Source organism: Streptomyces sp. JLBG701 (assembly GCF_058544905.1).
On record NZ_CM178588.1, the window covers coordinates 9,022,969 to 9,044,990 of the forward strand.

The window sequence follows — 22,022 nt, forward strand, 5'->3', positions numbered from 1 at the left end:
TGGCCGCAGATGCTTCTGCTGTTGCACCGACCGCCGCCGGACAGACCACCCGGCGGCGCGGCGATGCCCGACACCCGAGCAAGGCATCCACACAAATCACCAACGCAAGTCATCCACGGGGGACATCAATGTCCAAGCGCATCCTCGCAGGCGCGCTCACCATGCTCGTCATCACGGGCATCACCATCGGCGCGGTACTCGCCCAGCCGGCCGACGCGACACCCGCACCGACCGCGACAACGGGGCCCGTCGGCTCGCCCCGGTGAAGCCACGGTCGTTCCAGCACGGACAGCGACGTGTTCCAGCCAGATTCGTGAGCCGTCGTGTCTCGTGGACCAGCTGCCCCACCTCTTCGTCGACTACGGCGAGATCGGCAGAGCGGGGTCGGTAGTTGGGCCGATCGCCCACGGTCAGGATCTCCCCTGATGGAGACGCCGGGCGGGGAGTACCTCGTCGACCAGTGCATTCCGTGCACCGTGCTGGTCGTGAAGGTGCCCGGGTGGTGTCGCCTGCCCGCTCCGGGGTTCCGTAACCATGGCCGAACACCTGGTAGTTGACAATTCAGCATGACTGCCGCGTGCCTTAACGGGAATGGATCCCGTGAACATGTTCGACAGGAGGGGAACCGGCATCGGCGTTCGGGCGGGGGTCATGAAGAGGCAGGCACGAGGGGGCGGTCCCATGGCGATCGGGGCCTTCTCGGCGGAAACGGCGGAGGACAAGGCACACAGCGCCACGGAACCGGCGCAGTCGTCTCAACTGAGGCGCAGACTCGGACGATCGGACCTACGCGCGGTACCAGAGGCGCGCAGCGCGCTGCGCGAGTTGCTACGGCACTGGGGGAGGCCGGGCCGGTCGGAGATAGCGGAACTGCTCACCAGCGAACTCGTCACCAACGCGATCGTCCACACCGACCACGACGCGTTCCTGACGGCGACCGTCGGACCCCGTGGACTACGGGTGGAGGTAAGGGACTTCGTGGGCCGCCGGCCCCGGCTGCGCGTACCGAACGCCGACGACGGTACACACGGCAGAGGCCTGGTCCTGGTGCAGTCCCTCGCGGACGCGTGGGGCGTACGGTCGCACGGGGTCGGCAAATCGGTCTGGTTCGAACTGGACGGCGGAGCCTCCTGACAGCGGATCCTGGAACGGGAAGGGGCGTGGCCGGTACCGGCCACGCCCCTTCCCGTAATGCTCCGTTCAGGCCTGTCTCCGCCCGAACCGACTAGCCGAACTGCTGCTCCAGGTCCTTGAGCTTGCGCTCAAGGGAGTCGAGTCGCGGCAGGGCCATTGTGTCGTCCTCCGCGGTGAGATCGACCGTGATCGGGTCAGAACCCTTGCGGACGGGCTGCAGGGACGGCCTTGAGCGTACGGGCAGCTCGGGCGCCGATATGGCAGGCTCCGAGGTGCCCGGGGCCGTGGCCCGCTCCAGGGACGCCGCTTCCAGCTGACGTCCGCCGTTGCCGCCGCTCAGGCCGCGGCTGAGCGCCTTGAGGTGTGCCCGCTCGACCCGCTCCTGGTCGCGCCGACGGCGACGGTTCAGCTCCTTCTCGCGCTGGTCCTCGCGGACCTCCTCGACCGCCTCGTCGAGGCTGCGCACGTTCTCAAGGAGCATCAGCGACCACGCCTTGTACGTCTCACGCGGCGCCCGCAGCCAGCGGACGATGCGGATCTGCGGCAGTGGACGCGGCACCAGACCCTGCTCGCGCAGGGCGGCCCGGCGGGTCTGCTTCAGCGCGCGGTCGAAGAGCACGGCCGCCGACAGGGACATGCCGGAGAAGAACTGCGGAGCACCGTCGTGGCCGAAGCCCCTGGGCGCGTGCACCCAGTTGAACCAGGCCGCGGCGCCCGCGAACGTCCACACGAGTATCCGGGAGCCGAGGGCGGCGTCACCGTGGCTGGCCTCGCGGACCGCGAGCACGGAGCAGAACATCGCCGCTCCGTCCAGGCCGAACGGCACCAGGTACTCCCAGCCGTTCGAGAGGCCGAGGTTCTCCTGGCCGAAGCCGACCAGGCCGTGGAAGGAGAGTGCGGCGGCTACGGCCGCACAGCAGAACAGAAGGACATAGGAGGCGGTGCCGTATATGGCCTCCTTGCGCCTGCGGCGCTCTTCGGTGCGCTCCCACGAGTCCTCCGAGCTCGCTCTCTTCCCCGAGGGGCGCTTACCGCGCGCGAGTACCGCCACCGCCGCCAGCACGCCCAGGAGCAGTACGGCGCCCGGAAGCAGCCAGTTCAGCGATATGTCGGTCAGTCTCATCTGGGGTCCCTTGCATTGGGATAGGGCGTAACGCCCGCCATAGTGACCCAAACCCTTCGGCCCTCAGGGGGTTTCGGGGCAAGAGGCCGCCAAGGAGGTGCAAGGGGATGCCCAGGGCGGCTTTCTGCTCGAACTGCCGCGTGAGGGGCGGGAGTTGAGTTCGAATAAGACTACCCATACGAGTGGTTCCACGGAAAGTTCCTGCGGCAAGTGAGGAAATTGTGAATCGCCTGTAACCATGCGGGAGTCCCACTCGACGGTGATCTTACGGGACGCGCACCGGCCGATGGACGTGAGGGTGCCTCAACTGGCGGCGGCGGGCAGCAGCTTGGAGACCCGGTCCGCGTCGCAGGTGCGCGGGCAGGTGGCGCAGGTGTCCTCGGGGCGCAGTGTGTAGAACATGCAGCAGCTCACCCGGTCGCGGGTGGGTAGCGACTCGCCGTTCGGCCCGGTCAGTTCACGGAAGGCGGCGGAGCCGGCGTACGGCTTGGTCGCGCCCGGCAGCAGCAGCTCCAGCTCGCGCCTGGCCCGGTCCTCCTCGCCGAGGAGGTGGCCGACGTACCAGAGCCCCTCCACGATCTCGTCGGTCGCCATGCCCCACAGGGCGCGCCCGCGCCGCCGCATCAGTGGCCCGAAGCCGGCCAGGACGGGTTCGAGGTGCTCGGCGACCGCCGCCCGCACCTCCGCCCTCAGCGCCTCCTCGTCCGCGACCACCCGGGCGCCCGGCAGCGCCGCCGCCGGATCGCCCGGCAGACAGGCGAAGCCGCCGGTCCGTACGGCCATGCGCCCGGCCGTGCGGTCGTACGAGACCTGGGTCACGGGGAAGCGGGGCACCCGGCGGTGCAGGAACCACGGCACAGTGATCAGCAGACAGGCCGGCCAGGCGTACCGGTGCAGGCCGAAGCTGGCGACGACGTCCGGGCGGGCCGTCTGCTCGTAGTCCCGGCGTATCTGGTCGTCGTCCCACGTGAGAAACGTCTCCAGGGCTGCCCCGCCCTCCGCGAGCGCCGCGACGGCGACCCAGTCTTCGCCCTCGGGATCCCGCTCCAGCGGTCCCAGCTCCGTGACGGTCAGGTACGGATATGCCTCGGTGAGACGGGCGTACGCGTCCGTGATGGCGGAGGGAGGTGCGGGCATACCGGAACCCCCGATTCGCGGGCAGGCGGAGACGGATCTTAAAGGTAAGGCTTACCTTACCCAATATCGTGGAGATTTGAACTGTCGCCTTCTGCACCTAAGGTGCTTGACGGACGAGTAACAACCCGTAGTAATGACCTCAAGTACCGACAAGACCGGAGGAGGACCCGTGAAGCACGGTGCGCAGGGTCCCTCCGATACCGGCGTTCCTGGCATACCCGGCATCCCGGACAGTCGCCCACGCTCGGCCTGGGTGCCGCCGCAGCCCCGGGCGGCGGACGTGGACAATGACCGTGACCGTGACCGTGACCGGGAGCGGGACATCGCCGCCGGTGCCGCCCGCGGTGAACACACGCACAGCGAGACGCCGGTTCCACGGCCCCGTTCCGTGCAGCGGTCCTCCGTCCGCGGGCAGATCCTCGACGCCCTGCGCACGGCGCTGGTGGCGGGGGAGCTGACCCCCGGCGAGGTGTACTCGGCGCCCGCGCTCGGCGACCGGTTCGGCGTCTCGGCGACGCCCGTGCGGGAGGCGATGCAGCAACTGGCCATGGAGGGCGCCGTCGAGGTCGTCCCCAACCGCGGCTTCCGGGTGATCGAGCGAGGCGCCCGCGAACTCGCCGAACTCGCCGAGATCCGGGCCCTCATCGAGGTCCCCGTGATGATCCGCCTCGCCCGCACCGTGCCCCCCGAGCGCTGGGCCGAACTACGCCCCCTCGCCGAGGCCACCGTCCGCGCCGCGACCTCCGGCTGCCGCGCCACCTACGCCGAGTCCGACCGAGCCTTCCACCGAGCGGTCCTCGCCCTCGCCGGCAACGACCAGCTCACCCACATCGCCGAAGACCTCCACCGCCGCACCCAGTGGCCCCTGGTAGGCGGCCCGGTATCCCGAGGCCGGGCGGACCTACTGGCGGACGCGATGGAACACACGGCACTGCTGGACGCGTTGATCGCGGGGGATCCGGACGTGGTGCGCTCACTGGTGCGGGAGCACTTCGCGGGCTCGGCGTCACGCACGTAGGGGCAGCGCCGGTAAGGGGCGCGGGGAACTGCGCGACCAGCCACGACGGAGCCGCAGACGTTCGACGGCAAATCGTGGCACTCTCGTCGGCGCTCTTACGCCGTAGCCGCCCCAGCCGCCGGCGGAGCCAACTGCCGCGCCAGCCAGGTCGGTACACCCCCGAGCAACCGGAACAACCGCCGCGCCTCCTCACGCAGCCGCGACGCCTCGGGCTCGGCCTCCGCGTCGGCCAGCGAGGCCAACGCGGGCGCCGTGCCCACGAGATACCCCAACTCCTCCCGGATCCGAAGCGATTCGGCGAACCCGTGCCGAGCCTCCGCCAACTCCCCCTCACGCAGGGCGAGTCCGGCGAGATGCCGCCAGGTGAAGGACAGCAGCAGCGGATCGGACTGTGCGGCGGCCCCGGCATGCGCCCGCCGGTACGCGGCCCGCGCGGCCTGCGGTGAGTGCGACAGGTTCTCGGCGAGCAACCCCCGCCTGAAGTCCAGCAGGGCCCGCCCCGCGCCCCCCGGAGGGATCAGCGCGGCCGCCCGCCCGAGCGCCGCCCGCGCCTCGTCGGCCCGGTCCCGCTGCCCGAGCAGCGTCGCCGCGTACGCCAGCTGCCCGCGCTCACAGGCCGCCGCCCCCCGCTCGTCGTCCCCGTCGGCCAACGCCTCCGCGGTACGCAGCGCGTCCTCCGCGTCCGCCCAGCCCTGCTCGGTGTACAGACACCGTTCCACGAGCAACGAGGCCCGCTGCAGCGCGGCATCCGCGGTGACAGGCTGGAGCAGGGCCGCCGCGTCGGCCCAGCAGGCGCGCGAGCGCAACCGCCATACCGCGGTCTGGAGTGGATCGTCAGCTGTCGTTCCGGAACCAGACATGGCGGAATACGCCACGTTGCCCTCCCCGAGCACACCATTGAGCTTGTTGAGTGGTTGCGGCATCTCAGCACGAATGGTGGCGCCCGGCCAAGGGGGTAGGTGAAGGATTTCACAAAGTCCGGGGACTCAAGGCCCCCGCGGGTCTCAGCTCATCCTCAACGCCAGAAAGAAATCCAGCTTGTCCTCGAGCCTCGACAGGTCACGACTCGTCAACTGCTCGATCCGGCCCACCCGGTAGCGCAGCGTGTTGACATGCAGGTGCAGGCGGCTCGCGCAGCGCGTCCAGGAGCCGTCGCAGTCGAGGAACGCCTCCAGGGTCGGAATCAGCTCGGCGCGGTGCCGGCGGTCGTAGTCGCGCAGCGGGTCGAGCAGTCGGGCCGTGAAGGCGCGCCGCACGTCGTCCGGCACGAACGGCAGCAGCAGTACGTGCGAGGCCAGCTCCTGGTGGCCCGCCGCGCACACCCGGCCGGGCCGCGCCGCCGCCACCCGCCGCGCGTGCCGCGCCTCCTCCAGCGCCCCGCGCAGCCCCTCCGCCGAGTGCACGGCCGCGCTGACCCCCACCGTGACCCGCCCGTCGTCGTTCAGCCCGGCCGACAGCGGATCCCGTACGGCCTCCAGGAGGACGTCGGCGAGCAGTCCCGTCTCCGAGCCGTCGTGCTCCGTGGACACGGCCGGCAGCGGCAGCAGCGCGATGGCCTCGTCGCCCGTGTGGGCCACGGCGATGCGGTCGGAGTGCTCGGGTCCCGTCGACAGCGGGTCGACCAGGATCTCCTCCAGGAGTGACTGGGCGACCGGGCCGCCCTCCACGTCACCGCCGTCCCACTCGACGCGGGCCACGATCACCTGCCAGTGCGGGGCTGCCCCGAGCCCCGGCAGCAGGACCGGCGCGGCGACCCGCAGCCGGGCCGCGATCTCGGGGGGCGCGGCGCCCGTCTGCACCAGCTCCAGGACCTCCTGGGCGAGCCGCCGCCGCACCGTGCGGGCCGCGTCCCGCCGGTCCCGCTCGACGGCGATCAGCTGGGTGACGCCGTACAGCAGGTCGAGCCGCTCCTCAGGCCAGTCCCCGGCGTCCGCCTCGACGGCGAGCAGCCAGTCCGACAGCACCGTCTCGCGGACATCCCGGGAACCCTGCGGGGAGCGGCCGCCGCTGCGGATCGGGAAGAGGGAGTACGTCGTTGAGCCCAGAGCGAGCCGGTGCGGCCCCCGGCGGCCCGTGCGGGCCGCCGCGAGGTGCTCGGCCGCCAGCTTGGCGCACGTGTCGGCGGGCAGCGTCGGGCCCGTGGTCTTCGAGCCCGCGATGAGCCGCCCGGTCGGGGAGAGCACCCAGGCCCGCAGGTCCAGGTCGGAGCCGAGCAGGTCCAGGACCACGTCCGGACCGCCGCCCGCCGGGCCCGAGATCATCATCCGCCGGTGCCGGTCGACGACGGCCGCGAGATCGCCGGCCCGCTCGCCGGAGACCTGCCGTACGACGTGCTCGGTGATCGTCGCGAACGCCACCGACTCGTGGACGGCGAACAGCGGCAGCCGGTGCCGGGCGCAGGCGATGGCCAGGTCCTCGGGAACGGCCCCCAGTTCGGCCTCGCCGGCGGCCAGCGCCGCGACCCCGGCCGCCACCAGGATCCGTACGAACGGCTCCGAGTCGGCGGCGTCCCGGCGCCAGGCCAGGCCGGTCAGGACCAGTTCGCCGCCCGAGAGATAGCGGCTGGGGTCGCGCAGATCGGTGGTCATGACACCGCGTACGGTGCGGTCCAGTTCGTCCTCGCCGCCGAGCAGCCGCAGCCCCAGCGCATCGGTGTCCAGCAGTGCGCGCAGCCGCATTCTCGTCGCCGCCGTTCTTTGTCTCGAAAACTACGATGGATCATGTCGGTTCGTGGTGGCGCCCGTCGAACGGGCTCACAGGGTGTGACGGTCGGTCGCCAACCGTGTGCTCGACCCTCTGACGTCTGCGTCTGCCGTTTCCACAGGCTGTGTTTGACGTTTCCAGAGGAAACCGAGGAGGTTACTGATGACCTCCGTTCATACGAATCTACAAGATGTCCGGGCTGGCCAGCCAACTCCTTCATGGTTTCCGTGACTGACTCGGGTGACGCACAGCACGGTGTACTGACCTCATTCCGCGTAAACAGCACATGAACGAGCCGGGCCCGCCGCACACGATCTGGCTCGATCCGTACGACCCACGAGACGAAGAAGAGAGCCGGTCATGGACTTCCTTCGCCCCGCCAGCTGGGAGGAGGCGCTCGCCGCGAAGGCCGAGCACCCCACCGCTGTCCCGATTGCGGGCGGTACCGACGTGATGGTCGAGATCAACTTCGACCACCGCCGGCCCGAGTACCTGCTCGACCTCACCCGCATCGGCGACCTCTACGAGTGGGAGGTCGGCGAGGACACCGTGCGGCTCGGCGCCTCGGTGCCGTACACCAAGATCATGGAGAATCTGCGCGGCGAACTGCCGGGCCTCTCCCTCGCCTCGCACACCGTGGCCTCCCCGCAGATCCGCAACCGCGGCGGCGTCGGCGGCAACCTGGGCACCGCCTCCCCGGCCGGTGACGCCCACCCGGCCCTGCTGGCCGCGGGCGCCGAGGTCGAGGTCGAGTCGGTGCGCGGCTCGCGCCTCATCCCGATCGACGAGTTCTACACCGGCGTGAAGCGCAACGCGCTGGCCGCCGACGAACTCATCAAGAGTGTGCACATCAAGAAGGCCGACGGCCCGCAGCAGTACTCGAAGGTCGGCACCCGCAACGCCATGGTGATTGCGGTCTGCGCCTTCGGGCTCGCGCTGCACCCCTCGACGCGCACGGTCCGTACCGGCATCGGCTCCGCCGCCCCGACCCCCCTCCGCGCGAAGGCCGCCGAGGAGTTCCTGAACGCGGCGCTCGAAGAGGGCGGCTTCTGGGACAACGGGAAGATCATCACCCCGTCGGTCGCCAAGCAGTTCGCGGACCTGTGCGCCGCCGCCTGCAATCCCATCGACGACGTCCGGGGCACGGCGAGCTACCGCCGCCACGCGGTCGGCATCATGGCCCGCCGCACCCTGACCTGGACCTGGGAGTCCTACCGCGGCACCGCCGCCCGCACGGAGGGAGTCGCGTAATGCGCGTCAATTTCACGGTCAACGGCCGCCTGCAGGAAGCGGACGACGTGTGGGAGGGCGAGTCCCTGCTGTACGTCCTGCGTGAGCGCATGGGCCTGCCCGGTTCCAAGAACGCCTGCGAGCAGGGCGAGTGCGGCTCCTGCACCGTCCGCCTGGACGGCGTACCCGTGTGTTCCTGTCTGGTCGCGGCCGGCCAGGCCGAGGGCCGCGAGGTCGTCACGGTCGAGGGGCTCGCGGACTACGCGAAGCAGCGGTCCGAAGGATGCGGTACGGGCGCCTGCGGTACGACGCTGCAGGAGGCCCAGGGCTGGAGCGCCAAGGGCACCGACTCCCAGACCGGCGAAGGCACCGAACTCTCCCCCATCCAGCAGGCGTTCATCGACGCCGGCGCCGTCCAGTGCGGCTTCTGCACCCCCGGCCTCCTCGTCGCCGCCGACGAGATGCTGGAGCACAACCCGAACCCGACCGACGCGGACATCCGCGAGGCACTCTCGGGCAACCTGTGCCGCTGCACCGGCTACGAGAAGATCATGGACGCGGTCCGCCTGGCGGCCGCCCGACAGGGAGAGGCGGTCTGACCATGGCCGGCAAAGGCGCTCCCCTCGGCACTCCCACCAAGGTCACCCAGGGCTCGAAGACCAAGGGCGGCATCGGCGAGTCCACGCTCCGCCCGGACGGCACCCTCAAGGTCACCGGCGAGTTCGCGTACTCCTCCGACATGTGGCACGAGGACATGCTCTGGGGCCAGATCCTGCGCTCCACGGTCGCCCACGCCGAGATCGTGTCGATCGACACCAGCGAGGCCCTCGCGCAGGCCGGTGTCTACGCCGTCATGACGTACGACGACCTGCCGACCGACGTGAAGAACTACGGCCTGGAGATCCAGGACACCCCGGTCCTCGCCCACGGCAAGGTCCGTCACCACGGCGAGCCGGTCGCGATCGTCGCCGCCGATCACCCGGAGACCGCCCGCCGCGCCGCCGCCAAGATCAAGGTCGAGTACCGCGAACTGCCGGTCATCACCGACGAGGCCTCCGCGACCGCGCCGGACGCGATCCTCATCCACGAGAACCGCGACGACCACCACATCGGCCATGTCTCTCACCCGAACATCGTCCACCGCCAGCCGATCATCCGCGGCAACGTGGCATCCGCTCGGGAGCGCGCCGATTTCATCGTCGAGGGCGAGTACACCTTCGGCATGCAGGACCAGGCCTTCCTGGGCCCGGAGTCGGGCCTCGCGGTCCCGGCCGAGGACGGCGGCGTCGACCTCTACATCGCCACCCAGTGGCTCCACTCCGACCTGCGCCAGATCGCGCCCGTGCTCGGCCTGCCCGAGGACAAGGTCCGGATGACGCTGTCCGGCGTCGGCGGCGCGTTCGGCGGCCGCGAGGACCTGTCGATGCAGATCCACGCCTGCCTGCTCGCCCTGCGCACAGGCAAGCCGGTCAAGATCGTCTACAACCGTTTCGAGTCGTTCTTCGGGCACGTCCACCGCCACCCCGCCAAGCTCTACTACGAGCACGGCGCGACCAAGGACGGCAAGCTCACCCACCTCAAGGCCCGCATCGTCCTGGACGGCGGCGCCTACGCCTCCGCCTCCCCGGCGGTCGTCGGCAACGCCGCCTCGCTGGGCGCAGGCCCCTACGTCATCGACAACGTCGACATCGACGCCATCGCCCTCTACACCAACAACCCGCCCTGCGGCGCGATGCGCGGCTTCGGCGCGGTCCAGGCCTGCTTCGCCTACGAGGCCCAGATGGACAAGCTCGCCGACAAGGTGGGCATGGACCGGGTCGCGTTCCGTCAGCTCAACGCGATGGAACAGGGCACCGTCATGCCGACCGGGCAGGTCGTCGACTCGCCCGCCCCGGTCGCCGAACTCCTGCGCCGCGTCAAGGCGATGCCGATGCCGCCGGAGCAGCAGTGGCTCGCGGCGGGCGAGGCGGCGGACGTACGACAGCTGCCGGGCGGCCTCTCCAACACCACGCACGGCGAAGGCGTCGTACGCGGTGTCGGTTATGCGGTCGGCATCAAGAACGTCGGCTTCTCCGAAGGCTTCGACGACTACTCGACCGCCCGCCTCCGTATGGAGGTTGTCGGCGGCGAGGCGGTGGCCACCGTGCACACCGCGATGGCGGAGGTCGGCCAGGGCGGCGTCACGGTCCACGCGCAGATCGCCCGCACCGAACTGGGCGTCACCCAGGTGACGATCAACCCGGCGGACACGCAGGTGGGTTCGGCGGGTTCGACCTCGGCCTCCCGCCAGACGTACGTCACCGGTGGCGCCGTGAAGAACTCCTGCGAGCTGGTCCGGGAGAAGGTCCTGGAGATGGGCCGCCGCAAGTTCGGTACGTACCACCCCGCTTGGGCCACCGCCGAACTCCTCCTGGAGGGCGGCAAGGTCGTCACCGACGGCGGCGAGGTCCTCGCCGACCTGGTCGACGTGCTCGAAGGCGAGGCCGTCGAGGTCGACGCCGAGTGGCGGCACCGGCCGACGGAAGCCTTCGACCTCCGTACGGGACAGGGCTTCGGCCACGTCCAGTACACCTTCGCCGCACACCGCGCGGTCGTTGAGGTCGACACCGAGCTCGGCCTGGTCAAGGTCATCGAGCTGGCCTGCGCCCAGGACGTCGGCAAGGCGCTCAACCCGCTGTCCGTCATCGGCCAGATCCAGGGCGGTACCACCCAGGGCCTGGGCGTCGCGGTCATGGAGGAGATCATCGTCGACCCCAAGACGGCGAAGGTCAGGAACCCCTCCTTCACGGACTACCTCATCCCCACCATCCTCGACACGCCGAGCATCCCGGTCGACGTGCTCGAACTCGCCGACGAGCACGCCCCGTACGGGCTGCGCGGCGTCGGCGAGGCCCCGACCCTGTCCTCAACTCCGGCCGTACTCGCGGCGATCCGCAATGCGACGGGCTTGGAGCTGAACAGGACGCCGGTACGTCCCGAACACCTGACGGGAACCGCGTAACGCCGTCCGCCGCTGCGGGCGGTCGTGCCGCTTGGGCGGCACGGGTGGGCGCAGCGGCACCCCGGCGCCGGGCAACTGCTCGACCACGGCCGCCCCGGCGCCGGTTGCAAGTGCACCACCACGTTCGTCTCGGGCCGTCCCCCGGGTCGTGCACCTCCCCAAATCCCGTAATCGCCACGGCGGTTGACACGGGTGCCCCTGTGAACCTTGGGAGTAGGCCCACATGACCCAGCAGTCCCTGGAACCGAGTACCACCGCCGAAGACGCGGGTGAAGATACCCGCGCCCCCGCCGGACGGCCCTGGCTCGACCGGTACTTCCACATATCCAAGCGCGAGTCCACGGTCGTGCGTGAGGTGCGCGGCGGCGTCACCACCTTCATGGCGATGGCGTACATCCTGCTCCTCAACCCGCTGATCCTGTCCGGCAAGGACGCGGCGGGCAACACGCTCGGCCAGCAGGCCCTGATCACCGCGACCGCGTTCGCGGCGGCCCTCAGCACGCTGCTGATGGGCTTCTTCGGCAAGGTGCCGCTCGCCCTGGCCGCCGGCCTCTCCGTCTCGGGAGTGCTCGCCTCCCAGGTCGCGCCCGCCATGACCTGGCCGCAGGCCATGGGCATGTGCGTGATGTACGGCGTCGTCATCATGCTGCTGGTCGTCACCGGCCTGCGCGAGATGATCATGAACGCGATCCCGCTGGCCCTGAAGCACGCGATCACCATGGGAATCGGCCTGTTCGTCGCCCTGATCGGCTTCTACAAGGCCGGCTTCGTACAGCAGGGCAAGGCGACCCCGGTGACGCTCGGCCCGACGGGCGAACTGGCCGGCTGGCCGGTGCTGCTCTTCGCGGTGACACTACTGGCGATCTTCATGCTCCAGGCACGCGGAGTGCCCGGCGCGATCCTGATCGGCATAGTCGGCGGCACCGTACTGGCCGTGATCCTCAACGCGGTCGACGTCATTGACCCGAAGCAGTGGGCGAGCGGCGCCCCCGAACTGCACGGCAGCGCGGTGTCCATGCCGGACTTCTCGCTCTTCGGGGACGTCGAGTTCGGCGGCTGGGGAGACGTCGGCGCGATGACGGTCGGCATGATCGTGTTCACCCTCGTCCTGGCCGGCTTCTTCGACGCGATGGCCACGATCATCGGCGTCGGCACCGAGGCCAAGCTCGCCGACTCGCAGGGCCGGATGCCGGGCCTGTCCAAGGCGCTGTTCATCGACGGCGCGGGCGGCGCGATCGGCGGCGTCGCGGGCGCGTCGGGCCAGACGGTGTTCGTGGAGTCGGCGACGGGCGTGGGCGAGGGCGCCAGGACGGGGCTGTCCTCGGTCGTCACGGGACTCTTCTTCGCGGCCTGTCTCTTCTTCACCCCGCTCACGGCGATCGTGCCGGGCGAGGTCGCGGCCGCCGCCCTGGTGGTCATCGGCGCGATGATGATGACGAACGCCCGCCATGTCGACTGGGCCGACCGCGCCACAGCGATCCCGGTCTTCCTGACGGTCGTGATCATGCCGTTCACGTACTCGATCACGGCGGGCGTGGCGGCCGGCGTGATCAGTTACGTCGCCATCAAGATCGCCCAGGGCAAGGCACGGGAGATCGGCGCCTTCATGTGGGCCTTGACGGTGATCTTCTTCGTGTACTACGCGCTCAACCCGATCGAGAGCTGGCTGGGCGTGCACTAGCCGCGCGGTCAACTACCCTCCACGCAACCGTCGTTAAGGAGACCGAGAGATGCTGGACATCGCCGAAGAGCTGCACCGGTGGGTCGAGCAGGGACGCGACTTCGCCGTGGCCACCGTGGTGGCCGTCGGCGGCAGCGCACCCCGCCAGCCCGGCGCCGCCCTCGCGGTGGACGCCGACGGCACGGCGATCGGCTCGGTCTCGGGGGGCTGTGTGGAGGGGGCCGTCTACGCCCTGTGCCAACAGGCGCTGGAGGACGGGGAATCGGTCGTCGAGCGCTTCGGCTACAGCGACGAGGACGCCTTCGCGGTCGGCCTGACCTGCGGCGGCATCATCGACATCCTGGTCACACCTGTCCGGATGGGCGACCCCGGCCGTCCGGTGATCGGGTCCGCGCTGACCGCCGCGGTGAACGGGGAGGCGGCGGCGGTCGCGCGGATCGTCTCCGGCCCGGGGGAGTTGATCGGGCGCGCGCTGCTCGTCCGCCCCGAGGGCAGCACGTACGACGGCGGATTCGGCGCCCACCCCGAACTCGACCGCACGGTCGCGGAGGAGGCCCGCGCCTTCCTCGACGCCGGCCGCACAGGAACCCTGGAGATCGGCGAACAGGGCTCCCGCTGCGGAGCCCCGCTGACGGTCCTGGTCGAGTCGTCCGTCCCCCCGCCCCGCATGATCGTCTTCGGCGCGATCGACTTCGCGTCGGCGCTGGTGCGGATCGGCAAGTTCCTCAACTACCGCGTGACGGTGTGCGACGCGCGTCCGGTGTTCGCCACGAGGACCCGCTTCCCGGACGCCGACGAGATCGTGGTCGAGTGGCCCCACAAATACCTGGAACGGACCCAGGTCGACGCCCGCACCGTCCTGTGCGTCCTGACCCACGACGCCAAGTTCGACGTACCCCTGCTTCAACTGGCGTTGCGGCTGCCGGTGGCGTACGTGGGCGCGATGGGCTCGCGGCGGACCCACCTGGACCGGAACGAGAGGTTGCGCGAAGTCGGCGTAACGGAGCTGGAGTTGGCGCGGTTGCGGTCGCCGATCGGGCTGGATCTGGGGGCGCGGACGCCGGAGGAGACGGCGCTGTCGATCGCTTCGGAGATCGTCGCCAACAGGCGTGGGGGAAGCGGTGTTTCGCTCACCGGGGCACATACTCCGATCCACCATGACGGGACTTCGGCGTCGGTGGGGCGGATCGGGTCGGTGGCCTGAGGTCAGGGGTGGCTCGGGGGGAGGTAGCCGAGCTGGATTCCGCGTGACGCGTTGTGCGTCACCAAGGTGCCCCGGCCGGGTGGTCGGCGGATTGGGCTCACCGTTCTGATGAGGGGCCCCTCCGACGGGTCGCCGGACAGCAGCAGGCCCGGCGCGCCCTGGTTCATCATCTGCCGGAGGAGCGGCTCGTGGGACGCCCTCCCCGCTCCGTTGGAGCTGCTCGCCAGGATGACGCGCAGGCCCTGGGCCCGGGCGTAGGGGAGCCAGTCCACGAGTGGTGTGAGGGGGTTGCCGCCGGCGCCGGTCGAGACCAGGTCGTAGTCGTCGACCAGCACGAACACGTCAGGGTCCTGGTACCAACTCCGCGAGCGCACCTGGTCGGGCGGCACCTCGGGGCCGGGCGTCCTGCTCGTGAAGGTCGCGGTCAACTTTTCCATGGCTGCGAGGGCTTGTGGTCCGGTCATGCAGTGGGCCATGACGACTTGCTCAGGAAGCTGGTTCACAAGCGCCCGCCGGTAGTCGACCACGATGAGTCGCGTCCTCTTCGGCCAGCCCTTCGCGTTGATCTGGTGCGCCAGCATCCGCAGGAACGAGGTCTTGCCGGACTCGTGTTCGCCGAAGACGAGGAGCAGGGGATCGGCTTCGAAGTCGAAGGTCACCGGGGTGAGATCGGACTCGTCGACTCCTACGATGATGCCGAAACCGGGGGTCTCCTCGGGGGCCGGGAGTGCGTTCACGGACAGCAGTTTCGGGAGCATGCGCACCGGCGGAGCGGCAGGCCCCGACCACTGCTCGCGCACCGTCCGCACCAGCCGAGCCGTCGCCTGGTCGAAGGTCTCCTCCGCTTCGCCGCCGTCCAGCCTCAACAGCGCCGCCAGGAAGTGCAGTTTGTCGAGGGACAGCCCATGGCCCGGTTTCCCCATGGGCACGTTCCGGGCCTTCGCCGGGTCGATCTCCGACTCCGCCGGGTCGGACAGCCGTAGTTCGATCCGGCCGAGCAGGTGGTCGCGCAGCACCGGCCGGACGTCCTCGTACCGGGGGGTGGCGACCATCAGATGGACGCCGTAGTCGAGGCCACGAACGGCGATGTCGGTGACGATCGGTTCCAGTTCCTCGTAGTCGGCCTTGAAGGTCGCCCAGCCGTCGATGACCAGGAACACATCTCCCCAAGGTGCGTCCGAATGGAGGCCCCCCGCTCGCCGACTGCGATAACGGGCCATCGACTTGATGTCGTGGGTGCGGAAGAAGTCCTCGCGTTCCTTGAGACCCCTGGCCACCTGGGCGACCGTACGCCGGACGCGTTCTCCGTCCAGCCGGGGCGAGACACCGCCGACGTGCGGCAGTTCGGCCACGGACCCGAGCTGGCCGCCGCCGAAGTCGAGGCAGTAGAACTGCGTTTCGGCGGGCGTGTGGGTGAGGGCGAACGAGCTGATGAGCGTCGCCAGGAGGGTGGATTTCCCGGACTGCGGTCCGCCGACGACGAGACAGTGTCCTTGGGCCCCCGACACGTCCACGGAGAGCACGTTGTGGCTGTGTCCGAACGGATCGTCGGCCACCGCGAAGGGGGCCCGCAGCTTCAGCGCTGGGGGCTGGGGCATTCGCGCGCGTCCGGACCTGTGGCCGGCCGACTCCCAGGCGAGCGCGTGGTTCATGGTGAGCGGCGCGTGCAGCGGAGGCAGCCAGATGCGGTGGGCCCGCGCGTCCTCGTCCGTCAGTTGTCCGGCGACAACCTTCAACAGGGACCCGGAGGCCTCGGCTTCGTCCGGGGCCGGGACGGAGGCGTCCGCGTACGCGGCTTTGAAGCGGACCAGTACGTCGGTCGTGTCCGCCTTCAGATACCCGGCGCCCGGCTCCGACGGCAGGTGGTACGCGTCCGGATAGCCCAGCACCGCCCGTGACTCGGCGGCGGAGAAGGTGCGCAGCCCGATGCGGTACGACAGGTGGTTCTCCAGCCCACGGAGCCTGCCCTCGTCGAGGCGCTGCGAGGCGAGCAGCAGGTGGATGCCCAGGGCGCGGCCGACGCGGCCGATCTGGAGGAAGAGGTCGAGGAACGCCGGTTCGATCGAGCAGAGTTCGGAGAACTCGTCGATCACCAGCACCAGTTCGGGCAGGGGCGCCAGGTCCGGATTGGCGGAGCGCGCCAACTCGTATGCGTTGATGCTCGTCAGGTTGCCCCTCTCGCGCAGGATTCGCTGACGCCGGGCCACCTCCCCGGCGAGTGCCTCGCGCAGCCGTGATGTGTGCGACTGGTCGTCCCCCAGGCCGCCGACGACGCCCGACACATGGGGCAGCTCCGTCAGATCCGCGAAGGTCGCACCGCCCTTGAAGTCGACCAGCAGGAACGAGACTTCCTCCGGGGTGTGCCGGACGGCCAGCCCCAGCACGATCGTGCGCAGCAGCTCCGACTTCCCGGAACCGGTCGCCCCCACGATCACCCCGTGCGGCCCCATTCCCTGCTGCGGGCCGCTGTTGAGGTCCAGTACGAGGGGCTGGCCGTCCTCCCGGACGCCGATCGGGACCGTGAGCCGCTTTTCCGGGGTGTAGTTGCGGCGGCGCAGGAACGGAAGGTCCAGCGACGTCGGATCGGCGATGCCGAGCAGCCCGGTGAAGGACGCGTCCGGTGCTCCGGTGGAGAACTTCGCCGCCCCACCGCCGCCCCCGCCGTCCTGGAGAGCCGCCCACCCTTCCCACACCCGCCCCGCCGTCTTCGCCAGCGACTCCCGTGCCGCCACCGTCCCGGCCCCGTCGTCGAACCGGGGCACCGCCACCCGGAACCGCCGCCGACGCGACAGCCCCCAGCCGACCGAGACCCCGGACGCCAGCGCGGCGTCGAAGCGGGACTCCTCCGGGGTGTCCAGGGCGAGTTCGAGGCGGGTGCCGAGCAGGCCGACCAGGTCGGTGGAGACGTCGTTCCAGCGGCGGGCGGTCACCAGCAGGTGGACGCCGTAGTTCAGGCCCGTGTTGGCGAGTTTGTGGACCGTGTCCTCGAATGCCGGGTGCTCCCAACAGAAGTCGAGCCAGCCGTCGACGACGAGGAAGACGTCGCTCGCGGCCCCCGCCTCGATCCGTCCCGTGGCGCGCAGGGCGCGGAAGGCCTCGATCGAGTCGATGTCGAGGTCGCGGAAGAGGGTACGGCGGGTGGAGATGACGGCCTTCAGCGCGGTCAGGGCGCCCTCGACGGCGCTGTGTTCGTGGGGCGCCGCGTGCATACGGACGTGCGGCAGTGAACGCAGCACGCCGAGCCGGTTGACCGCGCCCTCCAGCAGATAGAACTCCGCCTCGTGCGGGGTGTGGGTCAGGGCCAGCGACATGATCAGCGTGCGCAGCAGGGTCGTCTTGCCGCTGCCGAGTTTGCCGATGATCGCGGCGTTTCCGTCCCGGCCGGACAGGTCGACGCACATGGGATCGCCGCCGGCCGCGCTCTCCACGCGGCCGATGGGGGCGACGAGCCGGGACGCGCCTTCCCAGGCGTCGCAGACGAAGCCGCGGTCCACGGTCTCCACGGGCGGTGGCAGGAGGGAGCCGAGCGTGAGTTCGTCCGTCACGGCGGCCCGGGCGGCGGGTCCGGCCCCGGCGTCGATCCAGGGAGCGTAGGCCAGGGGGACATTGCCCTCGCACTGGCCCGACTTGGTCGGCGTCTGTCCGGGCCCCGCCTGGTTGACGACGGTGTCGTGGACGTACGTGTACAACTCCTCGGGGGTGATCACCCCGTCCCGGTTCAGGTCCGCGAGGCCCGTGGTGAGGCCCTCGACGACCGCGGCGGTGAAGCGCGGCGCCGACAGGCCGTCGTCGACGACGAGTTGCCCGCCCTCGTAGGCGTACTCCAGGGCGGTCGACGCCGTGATGACGAAGGTGCCGCGTCCGGCGAGCGCGCCTTCCACGTCCACGGGGGCGACCGACATGGGGGCGCCCCGGTGGAACAGGCCGCTGTAACAGCAGTCCAGCAGCACGATCTTGGTGCGGGCCTCGCACTCGTCGAGGAGCTGGTGGAGGAAGGCCGCCGGAATGGCGGTGGTGTGCGGGCGCTTCAACTGGGTGCCCAGGGTGGCGAAGAACAGCCGGTCCGCGTCGTTCCTGATGCCGTGGCAGGCGAAGTAGAGCAGGATCAGGTCGTCCGGCGACCGATCGGTGAGCAACTCCTCGACCAGGGACTCGATCTCGTCCTTGGGCCGGTTCACCAGGTCGTGCACGAAGTCGAATCTGCCGATCGCCGGATCCTGGAGCAGGGCCTTGAGCTCGGAGGCGCCGCGGGCCGGGGCCCGGAGCCGGTTGAGCCCCGGGTCCTGATAGCCGTCAGTCGCGACCAGCAGTGCGATCCGGCGTCCCGCCATCGCCCACTCCCGGCTCGCCGCTGGTGTTCTGGTCCGTCGAGGTGGCGGGCCCGGCACCGATGCGGGCGGTCACCGCCTCGACCAGCGCGTGCTGGTCCTTGGCCGACAGGGCGCCGAACGATCCCTTGTCCCCGTCGATCTCCCACTCGACCGACCGCGCCTTCGACCGCTCCACGAAGGCCACGACGACATTGCTCACGGCCTTCAGGGCGGCGGCGGAGAACGCGCCGCTGAGCACCAGCACCGCGAGATCGTGCCCCACCCCCGCCATCGATCCCGGTGGCGAGGGCACCGTCTTGCGCTCGACGCGGAGCAGGCCGAGGGTCCGCAAGTCGCCGTACAGACTGCGGACCTGACGGTTCGTCTGCTCGGCCGTGGCGTCCGGTCCGGAGTCGATCCGCAGCTCCAGCCGCAAGGTCCCCTCGTGCACGGTGGCCCCTTCCCCCAGGTGTCCGTGGCATCGGCGCGCGCCTTGTGATCGTAGCCGGATCGCGGCCGCCCGACGCGGACTCGGCCGAAGGAGGAGGAGTGCCTGCGCCGAGGCCGTGGTCATGGCCGTCTGAGCAGCGCGTTCACCGCTCGGCCGAACGTCCTGGTCGCCGCCCCGCGCAGCGGCCGGTCGAAGAGCGTGGGCAGCAGGGGTACGTCCAGTTCCTCGCGCCAGATGACCCGCGTACGGCCGCCCGGACCCGGCCGTACCTCGATCTCCGCCCAGCCCGTGACGACCCGGCCCCGCTTCTCCAGGCGGCACAGGCCCGGCTCGTCGTCCTCCGGGGGGTGCCAGACCGTGACCTCCATCGGGTCGTCGAAGGCGAGCGGGCCGATGCCCGTGCGGGCCACGAAGAGGGTGCCCTCGTGTGTCGGCGGGGGCGTGACCACGGTGACGCGGGTCAGGGGGACCACGTCGGCGTGGCGGGGCCACTCCGTGAGGCGGCGCCAGGCCTCGGCGAGGGGCAGCGGGGCCGTGCGTTCGAGGAGGATGTTGACCACGTGGTGATCGTAGGGAACCTCGATGTGAATTCCCGTCCGAACTTCCCGCGCGGCCCCGACGGGTACGCCCGCATCCCTCTACCATTCCCCCCATGGCGGGCAAACCGCCCGCCTCCAGGGGGAGTTGGTCACCATGCCACTGAAGGCATACGGCGTACTGATCACACGGGCTGTCGACACCCGGCGCGAGGGCCGCGGCGACACCCCGCACTACCAGATCCACCTGACGGACGACGCCGGTACGCACTACCGCGCCTCCGTCAACGTGCTGTCGCAGGAGCGGCCCTCCGAGCTGCTCTACCTCGTCAGCGACGACTTCAAGCACCCCGTCACGGACCGGCTTGAGGGGCTGGAAAGCGGGTGGAACACCCTGCCTCCCGGGCCCGGCGGCCCGAACCTCGACTTCGTGCGCGGCAACCTGTTCGACCCGGCGCAGATGCGCACGCTGCCGCCGGACGCCACCGGTCCCGACAACGACCTCGCCGACCTCCTCGACCACTACGTGCGGCGCGCGGTCGACGACCCGGAGGCCCGGCTGTACGTCTTCGGCGAGCGGTGGGGTCCCGAACCGTCCGTCAAGGACAAGGTGTTCGGCTTCCTGCCCGGCAACGGCGTCCACGACATCCATATGAACCAGGGCAACAGCCGTCGCTTCCGCGGCGACGACGGGGTCTGGCAGGACGGCGGGCTGCTCATCCACTTCCCCGGCCAGTCCCGCTGGGTCGCCATCTTCCTCGCCTTCCAGAGCCAGGCCTGGCACACCGACGACCTCACAGGCCACGCCCTCGACGGCCCCGCCCCCGGCCCCGTGCGCCCCGAGCCGGGCGGCCAGGTCGCGCGCATCGTCGCCGCTCTGGTCAACCCGCGTGGCCCGGCTCCCGAGTTGGAGGCCGTCACCGTCATCAACGCCTCGCCCGACCCGCTCGACCTGACGGGCTGGCGCCTGCTGGACCGGCTGGGCCACTCCTGCGCGCTGCCGCCCGGCCCCCTCGCCGCCGGTGCCACGCTCCTCATCCCGCTCACCGGCGACGTCCAACTCGGCAACCACGGCGGCGAGATCACCCTGCTCGACGCGAACGGCCTCAAGGTGCACGGCGTCTCGTACACCGCCGACCAGGCCGCCCGCGAGGCCTGGACCGTCGTCTTCTGAAACCCCGGCGGACGGTCTATCGCGTCCGCACACCTGTACGGCACCATGAGCGCAACCTCGCACCGACGGCCGTAGGGGGACCCGCTCGTGGACCGCGAACTGCACGGCAGATTGGACGAGTTGCAGCGTGATCCCTATCCGCACTACGAGCGGGCGCGAGGCTCCGGCGGGCTCACCCATGTCGCCGAACTCGACGCCTGGCTCGTCGCCCGCGACGCCGACATACGCGAAGTGCTGCGCCGGCCGGACGACTTCTCCTCGGCGGTGGCGCTGCTGCCCGACGTGATGCCGACGCCCGCCGTACTCGCCGTTCTCGGCGGCGGGTTCGGCGGGCGGCCGGTGGTCGTCACCGCGGACGGGTCGCTGCACCAGCAGTTACGCGCGCCGATCGTCCGCGGGCTCTCGCCGGCCCGGGTGGCCGCCGTCCTGCCGTACGCCGCCGAGCGCGCCGCCGCCCTCGTCGACGGTTTCGTGAAGGACGGCCACGTCGAGCTGATGTCCGCGTACGCCAAACGGCTCCCCGGCGACGTCATCGGCACGATCGTCGGCCTCGACCCCGCCGACGTGCCCGGCGTCGTCCACGGCGGCTACCGGGCCGAAGAGCTGCTCTTCAGGCCCATGGAGGAAGACGAACAGGTCGCCGCGGCCCAGGACGTGGTCGCGATGCAGCACACCCTCGACCGGTTCGTCCGCGACCGCCACGCACACCCCCGCGAGGACCTCGGTACGGAGCTCATCGCCTCGCTCACCACACCCGGCGAGGGTGAACTGTCGCTGGACCACCGGCACGAACTCGTCGCCCATCTCCAGAACCTGCTGATCGCCGGGCACCTGACCACCACCGCGCTCATCGGCACGACCGTCCTCCACCTGCTCCGGCATCCGCGCCAGTGGGAGCTGTTGTGCGCGGAGCCCGAGCGGATCCCCGCGGCGATCGAGGAGGCCGCCCGCTACGACGGCGCGCTCCAGGGATTCCGCCGGATCACCACCCGGCCGCTCACCCTCGCGGGCACCGAACTCCCCGCCGGATCAACGCTGTTCGTCGCCTTCGGATCCGCCAACCGGGACGGCGCACGCCACCCCCGCCCCGACGAGTTCGACATCACCCGCACCCCGGGCCGCCACCTCGCCTTCGGCTTCGGCGTGCACGCCTGCCCCGGATCCCAGCTCGCCCGCGAACAACTCCGCCTCACCCTGGAGGAGTTGACGCGCCGGTTGCCCAGCCTGCGGCTCGCGGCGGATCACCCGGTCACCATGCGACCCACGATGATCCACCGCTCGCCCTACAGTCTGCACCTCACCTGGTGAGCCACATAAGGG

Annotated in this window: 17 protein-coding genes; 10 read left to right on the top strand and 7 right to left on the bottom strand. The window is 70.6% G+C overall.

The window, feature by feature from the left end; translation table 11 throughout:
* Positions 1-128 precede the first annotated feature (128 nt).
* Together AC5DRG_RS41390 and AC5DRG_RS41395 are read left to right on the top strand one after the other, a co-directional pair.
* The gene (locus AC5DRG_RS41390; RefSeq protein WP_491804996.1) at positions 129-266 is read left to right on the top strand and encodes a hypothetical protein; all 138 of its coding nucleotides are present in this window, start codon (positions 129-131) and stop codon (positions 264-266) included.
* A 415-nt stretch (positions 267-681) separates the two neighbouring features.
* Positions 682-1,134 carry an ATP-binding protein gene (locus tag AC5DRG_RS41395; RefSeq protein ID WP_491804997.1) on the top strand — a complete coding sequence of 151 codons (453 nt, stop codon included), beginning with the start codon at positions 682-684 and terminating at the stop codon, positions 1,132-1,134.
* Positions 1,135-1,225: 91 nt separating this feature from the next.
* Here AC5DRG_RS41395 and AC5DRG_RS41400 read toward each other — a convergent pair whose 3' ends face one another.
* Together AC5DRG_RS41400 and AC5DRG_RS41405 are read right to left on the bottom strand one after the other, a co-directional pair.
* Positions 1,226-2,257: a DUF2637 domain-containing protein gene (locus tag AC5DRG_RS41400; protein WP_491804998.1), complete on the bottom strand. Its 1,032-nt coding sequence runs from the start codon at positions 2,255-2,257 to the stop codon at positions 1,226-1,228.
* 303 nt (positions 2,258-2,560) lie between these two features.
* Complete coding sequence (locus tag AC5DRG_RS41405) at positions 2,561-3,394, bottom strand: (2Fe-2S)-binding protein (RefSeq protein ID WP_491804999.1); 834 nt, start codon at positions 3,392-3,394, stop codon at positions 2,561-2,563.
* Between the two features lie 169 nt (positions 3,395-3,563).
* On the opposite strand from AC5DRG_RS41405, the gene AC5DRG_RS41410 reads away from it, so the two are divergent.
* Entirely contained in the window at positions 3,564-4,412 is an 849-nt protein-coding gene (locus AC5DRG_RS41410) for a GntR family transcriptional regulator (RefSeq protein WP_491805000.1), read from the top strand.
* Positions 4,413-4,507: 95 nt separating this feature from the next.
* On the opposite strand, the gene AC5DRG_RS41415 is transcribed toward AC5DRG_RS41410, so the two are convergent.
* The gene (locus tag AC5DRG_RS41415; protein WP_491805001.1) at positions 4,508-5,287 is read right to left on the bottom strand and encodes a hypothetical protein; all 780 of its coding nucleotides are present in this window, start codon (positions 5,285-5,287) and stop codon (positions 4,508-4,510) included.
* A gap of 129 nt (positions 5,288-5,416) precedes the next feature.
* On the bottom strand, positions 5,417-7,090 hold the full coding sequence (locus AC5DRG_RS41420; protein ID WP_491805002.1) for a PucR family transcriptional regulator: 1,674 nt from the start codon (positions 7,088-7,090) through the stop codon (positions 5,417-5,419).
* A 385-nt stretch (positions 7,091-7,475) separates the two neighbouring features.
* Between AC5DRG_RS41420 and AC5DRG_RS41425 the strand changes: the two genes are divergently transcribed.
* The 5 genes from AC5DRG_RS41425 (at position 7,476) to AC5DRG_RS41445 (ending at position 14,231) form a co-directional block, all read left to right on the top strand.
* Complete coding sequence (locus tag AC5DRG_RS41425) at positions 7,476-8,366, top strand: FAD binding domain-containing protein (protein WP_491805003.1); 891 nt, start codon at positions 7,476-7,478, stop codon at positions 8,364-8,366.
* Positions 8,366-8,944 (top strand): (2Fe-2S)-binding protein, encoded by a 579-nt coding sequence (locus tag AC5DRG_RS41430; RefSeq protein ID WP_491805004.1) that lies wholly within the window; start codon positions 8,366-8,368, stop codon positions 8,942-8,944. The genes AC5DRG_RS41425 and AC5DRG_RS41430 overlap by 1 nt, the downstream gene beginning before the upstream one ends.
* 2 nt (positions 8,945-8,946) lie before the next feature.
* The gene (locus AC5DRG_RS41435; RefSeq protein ID WP_491805005.1) at positions 8,947-11,346 is read left to right on the top strand and encodes a xanthine dehydrogenase family protein molybdopterin-binding subunit; all 2,400 of its coding nucleotides are present in this window, start codon (positions 8,947-8,949) and stop codon (positions 11,344-11,346) included.
* A 223-nt stretch (positions 11,347-11,569) separates the two neighbouring features.
* Positions 11,570-13,027 (top strand): NCS2 family permease, encoded by a 1,458-nt coding sequence (locus tag AC5DRG_RS41440; RefSeq protein WP_491805006.1) that lies wholly within the window; start codon positions 11,570-11,572, stop codon positions 13,025-13,027.
* A gap of 49 nt (positions 13,028-13,076) precedes the next feature.
* Positions 13,077-14,231 carry an XdhC family protein gene (locus tag AC5DRG_RS41445; RefSeq protein ID WP_491805007.1) on the top strand — a complete coding sequence of 385 codons (1,155 nt, stop codon included), beginning with the start codon at positions 13,077-13,079 and terminating at the stop codon, positions 14,229-14,231.
* Between the two features lie 2 nt (positions 14,232-14,233).
* Here AC5DRG_RS41445 and eccCb read toward each other — a convergent pair whose 3' ends face one another.
* The 3 genes from eccCb to AC5DRG_RS41460 all read right to left on the bottom strand — a co-directional run bounded on the left by eccCb (position 14,234) and on the right by AC5DRG_RS41460 (position 19,552).
* Positions 14,234-18,562 carry a type VII secretion protein EccCb gene (gene eccCb, locus AC5DRG_RS41450; protein WP_491805008.1) on the bottom strand — a complete coding sequence of 1,443 codons (4,329 nt, stop codon included), beginning with the start codon at positions 18,560-18,562 and terminating at the stop codon, positions 14,234-14,236.
* The gene (locus AC5DRG_RS41455) at positions 18,525-18,992 is read right to left on the bottom strand and encodes a hypothetical protein (protein ID WP_491805009.1); all 468 of its coding nucleotides are present in this window, start codon (positions 18,990-18,992) and stop codon (positions 18,525-18,527) included. Before AC5DRG_RS41455 ends, eccCb begins: the two co-directional genes overlap by 38 nt.
* Before the next feature lie 119 nt (positions 18,993-19,111).
* The gene (locus tag AC5DRG_RS41460; protein WP_491805010.1) at positions 19,112-19,552 is read right to left on the bottom strand and encodes an SRPBCC family protein; all 441 of its coding nucleotides are present in this window, start codon (positions 19,550-19,552) and stop codon (positions 19,112-19,114) included.
* A gap of 133 nt (positions 19,553-19,685) precedes the next feature.
* Between AC5DRG_RS41460 and AC5DRG_RS41465 the strand changes: the two genes are divergently transcribed.
* Together AC5DRG_RS41465 and AC5DRG_RS41470 are read left to right on the top strand one after the other, a co-directional pair.
* A complete protein-coding gene (locus AC5DRG_RS41465) occupies positions 19,686-20,702 on the top strand; it encodes a DUF2278 family protein (protein ID WP_491805011.1) in 1,017 nt (338 codons plus the stop codon).
* Positions 20,703-20,789: 87 nt separating this feature from the next.
* Positions 20,790-22,010, top strand: a complete 1,221-nt coding sequence (locus tag AC5DRG_RS41470; protein ID WP_491805012.1) for a cytochrome P450 — start codon at positions 20,790-20,792, stop codon at positions 22,008-22,010.
* Positions 22,011-22,022: the final 12 nt, after the last annotated feature.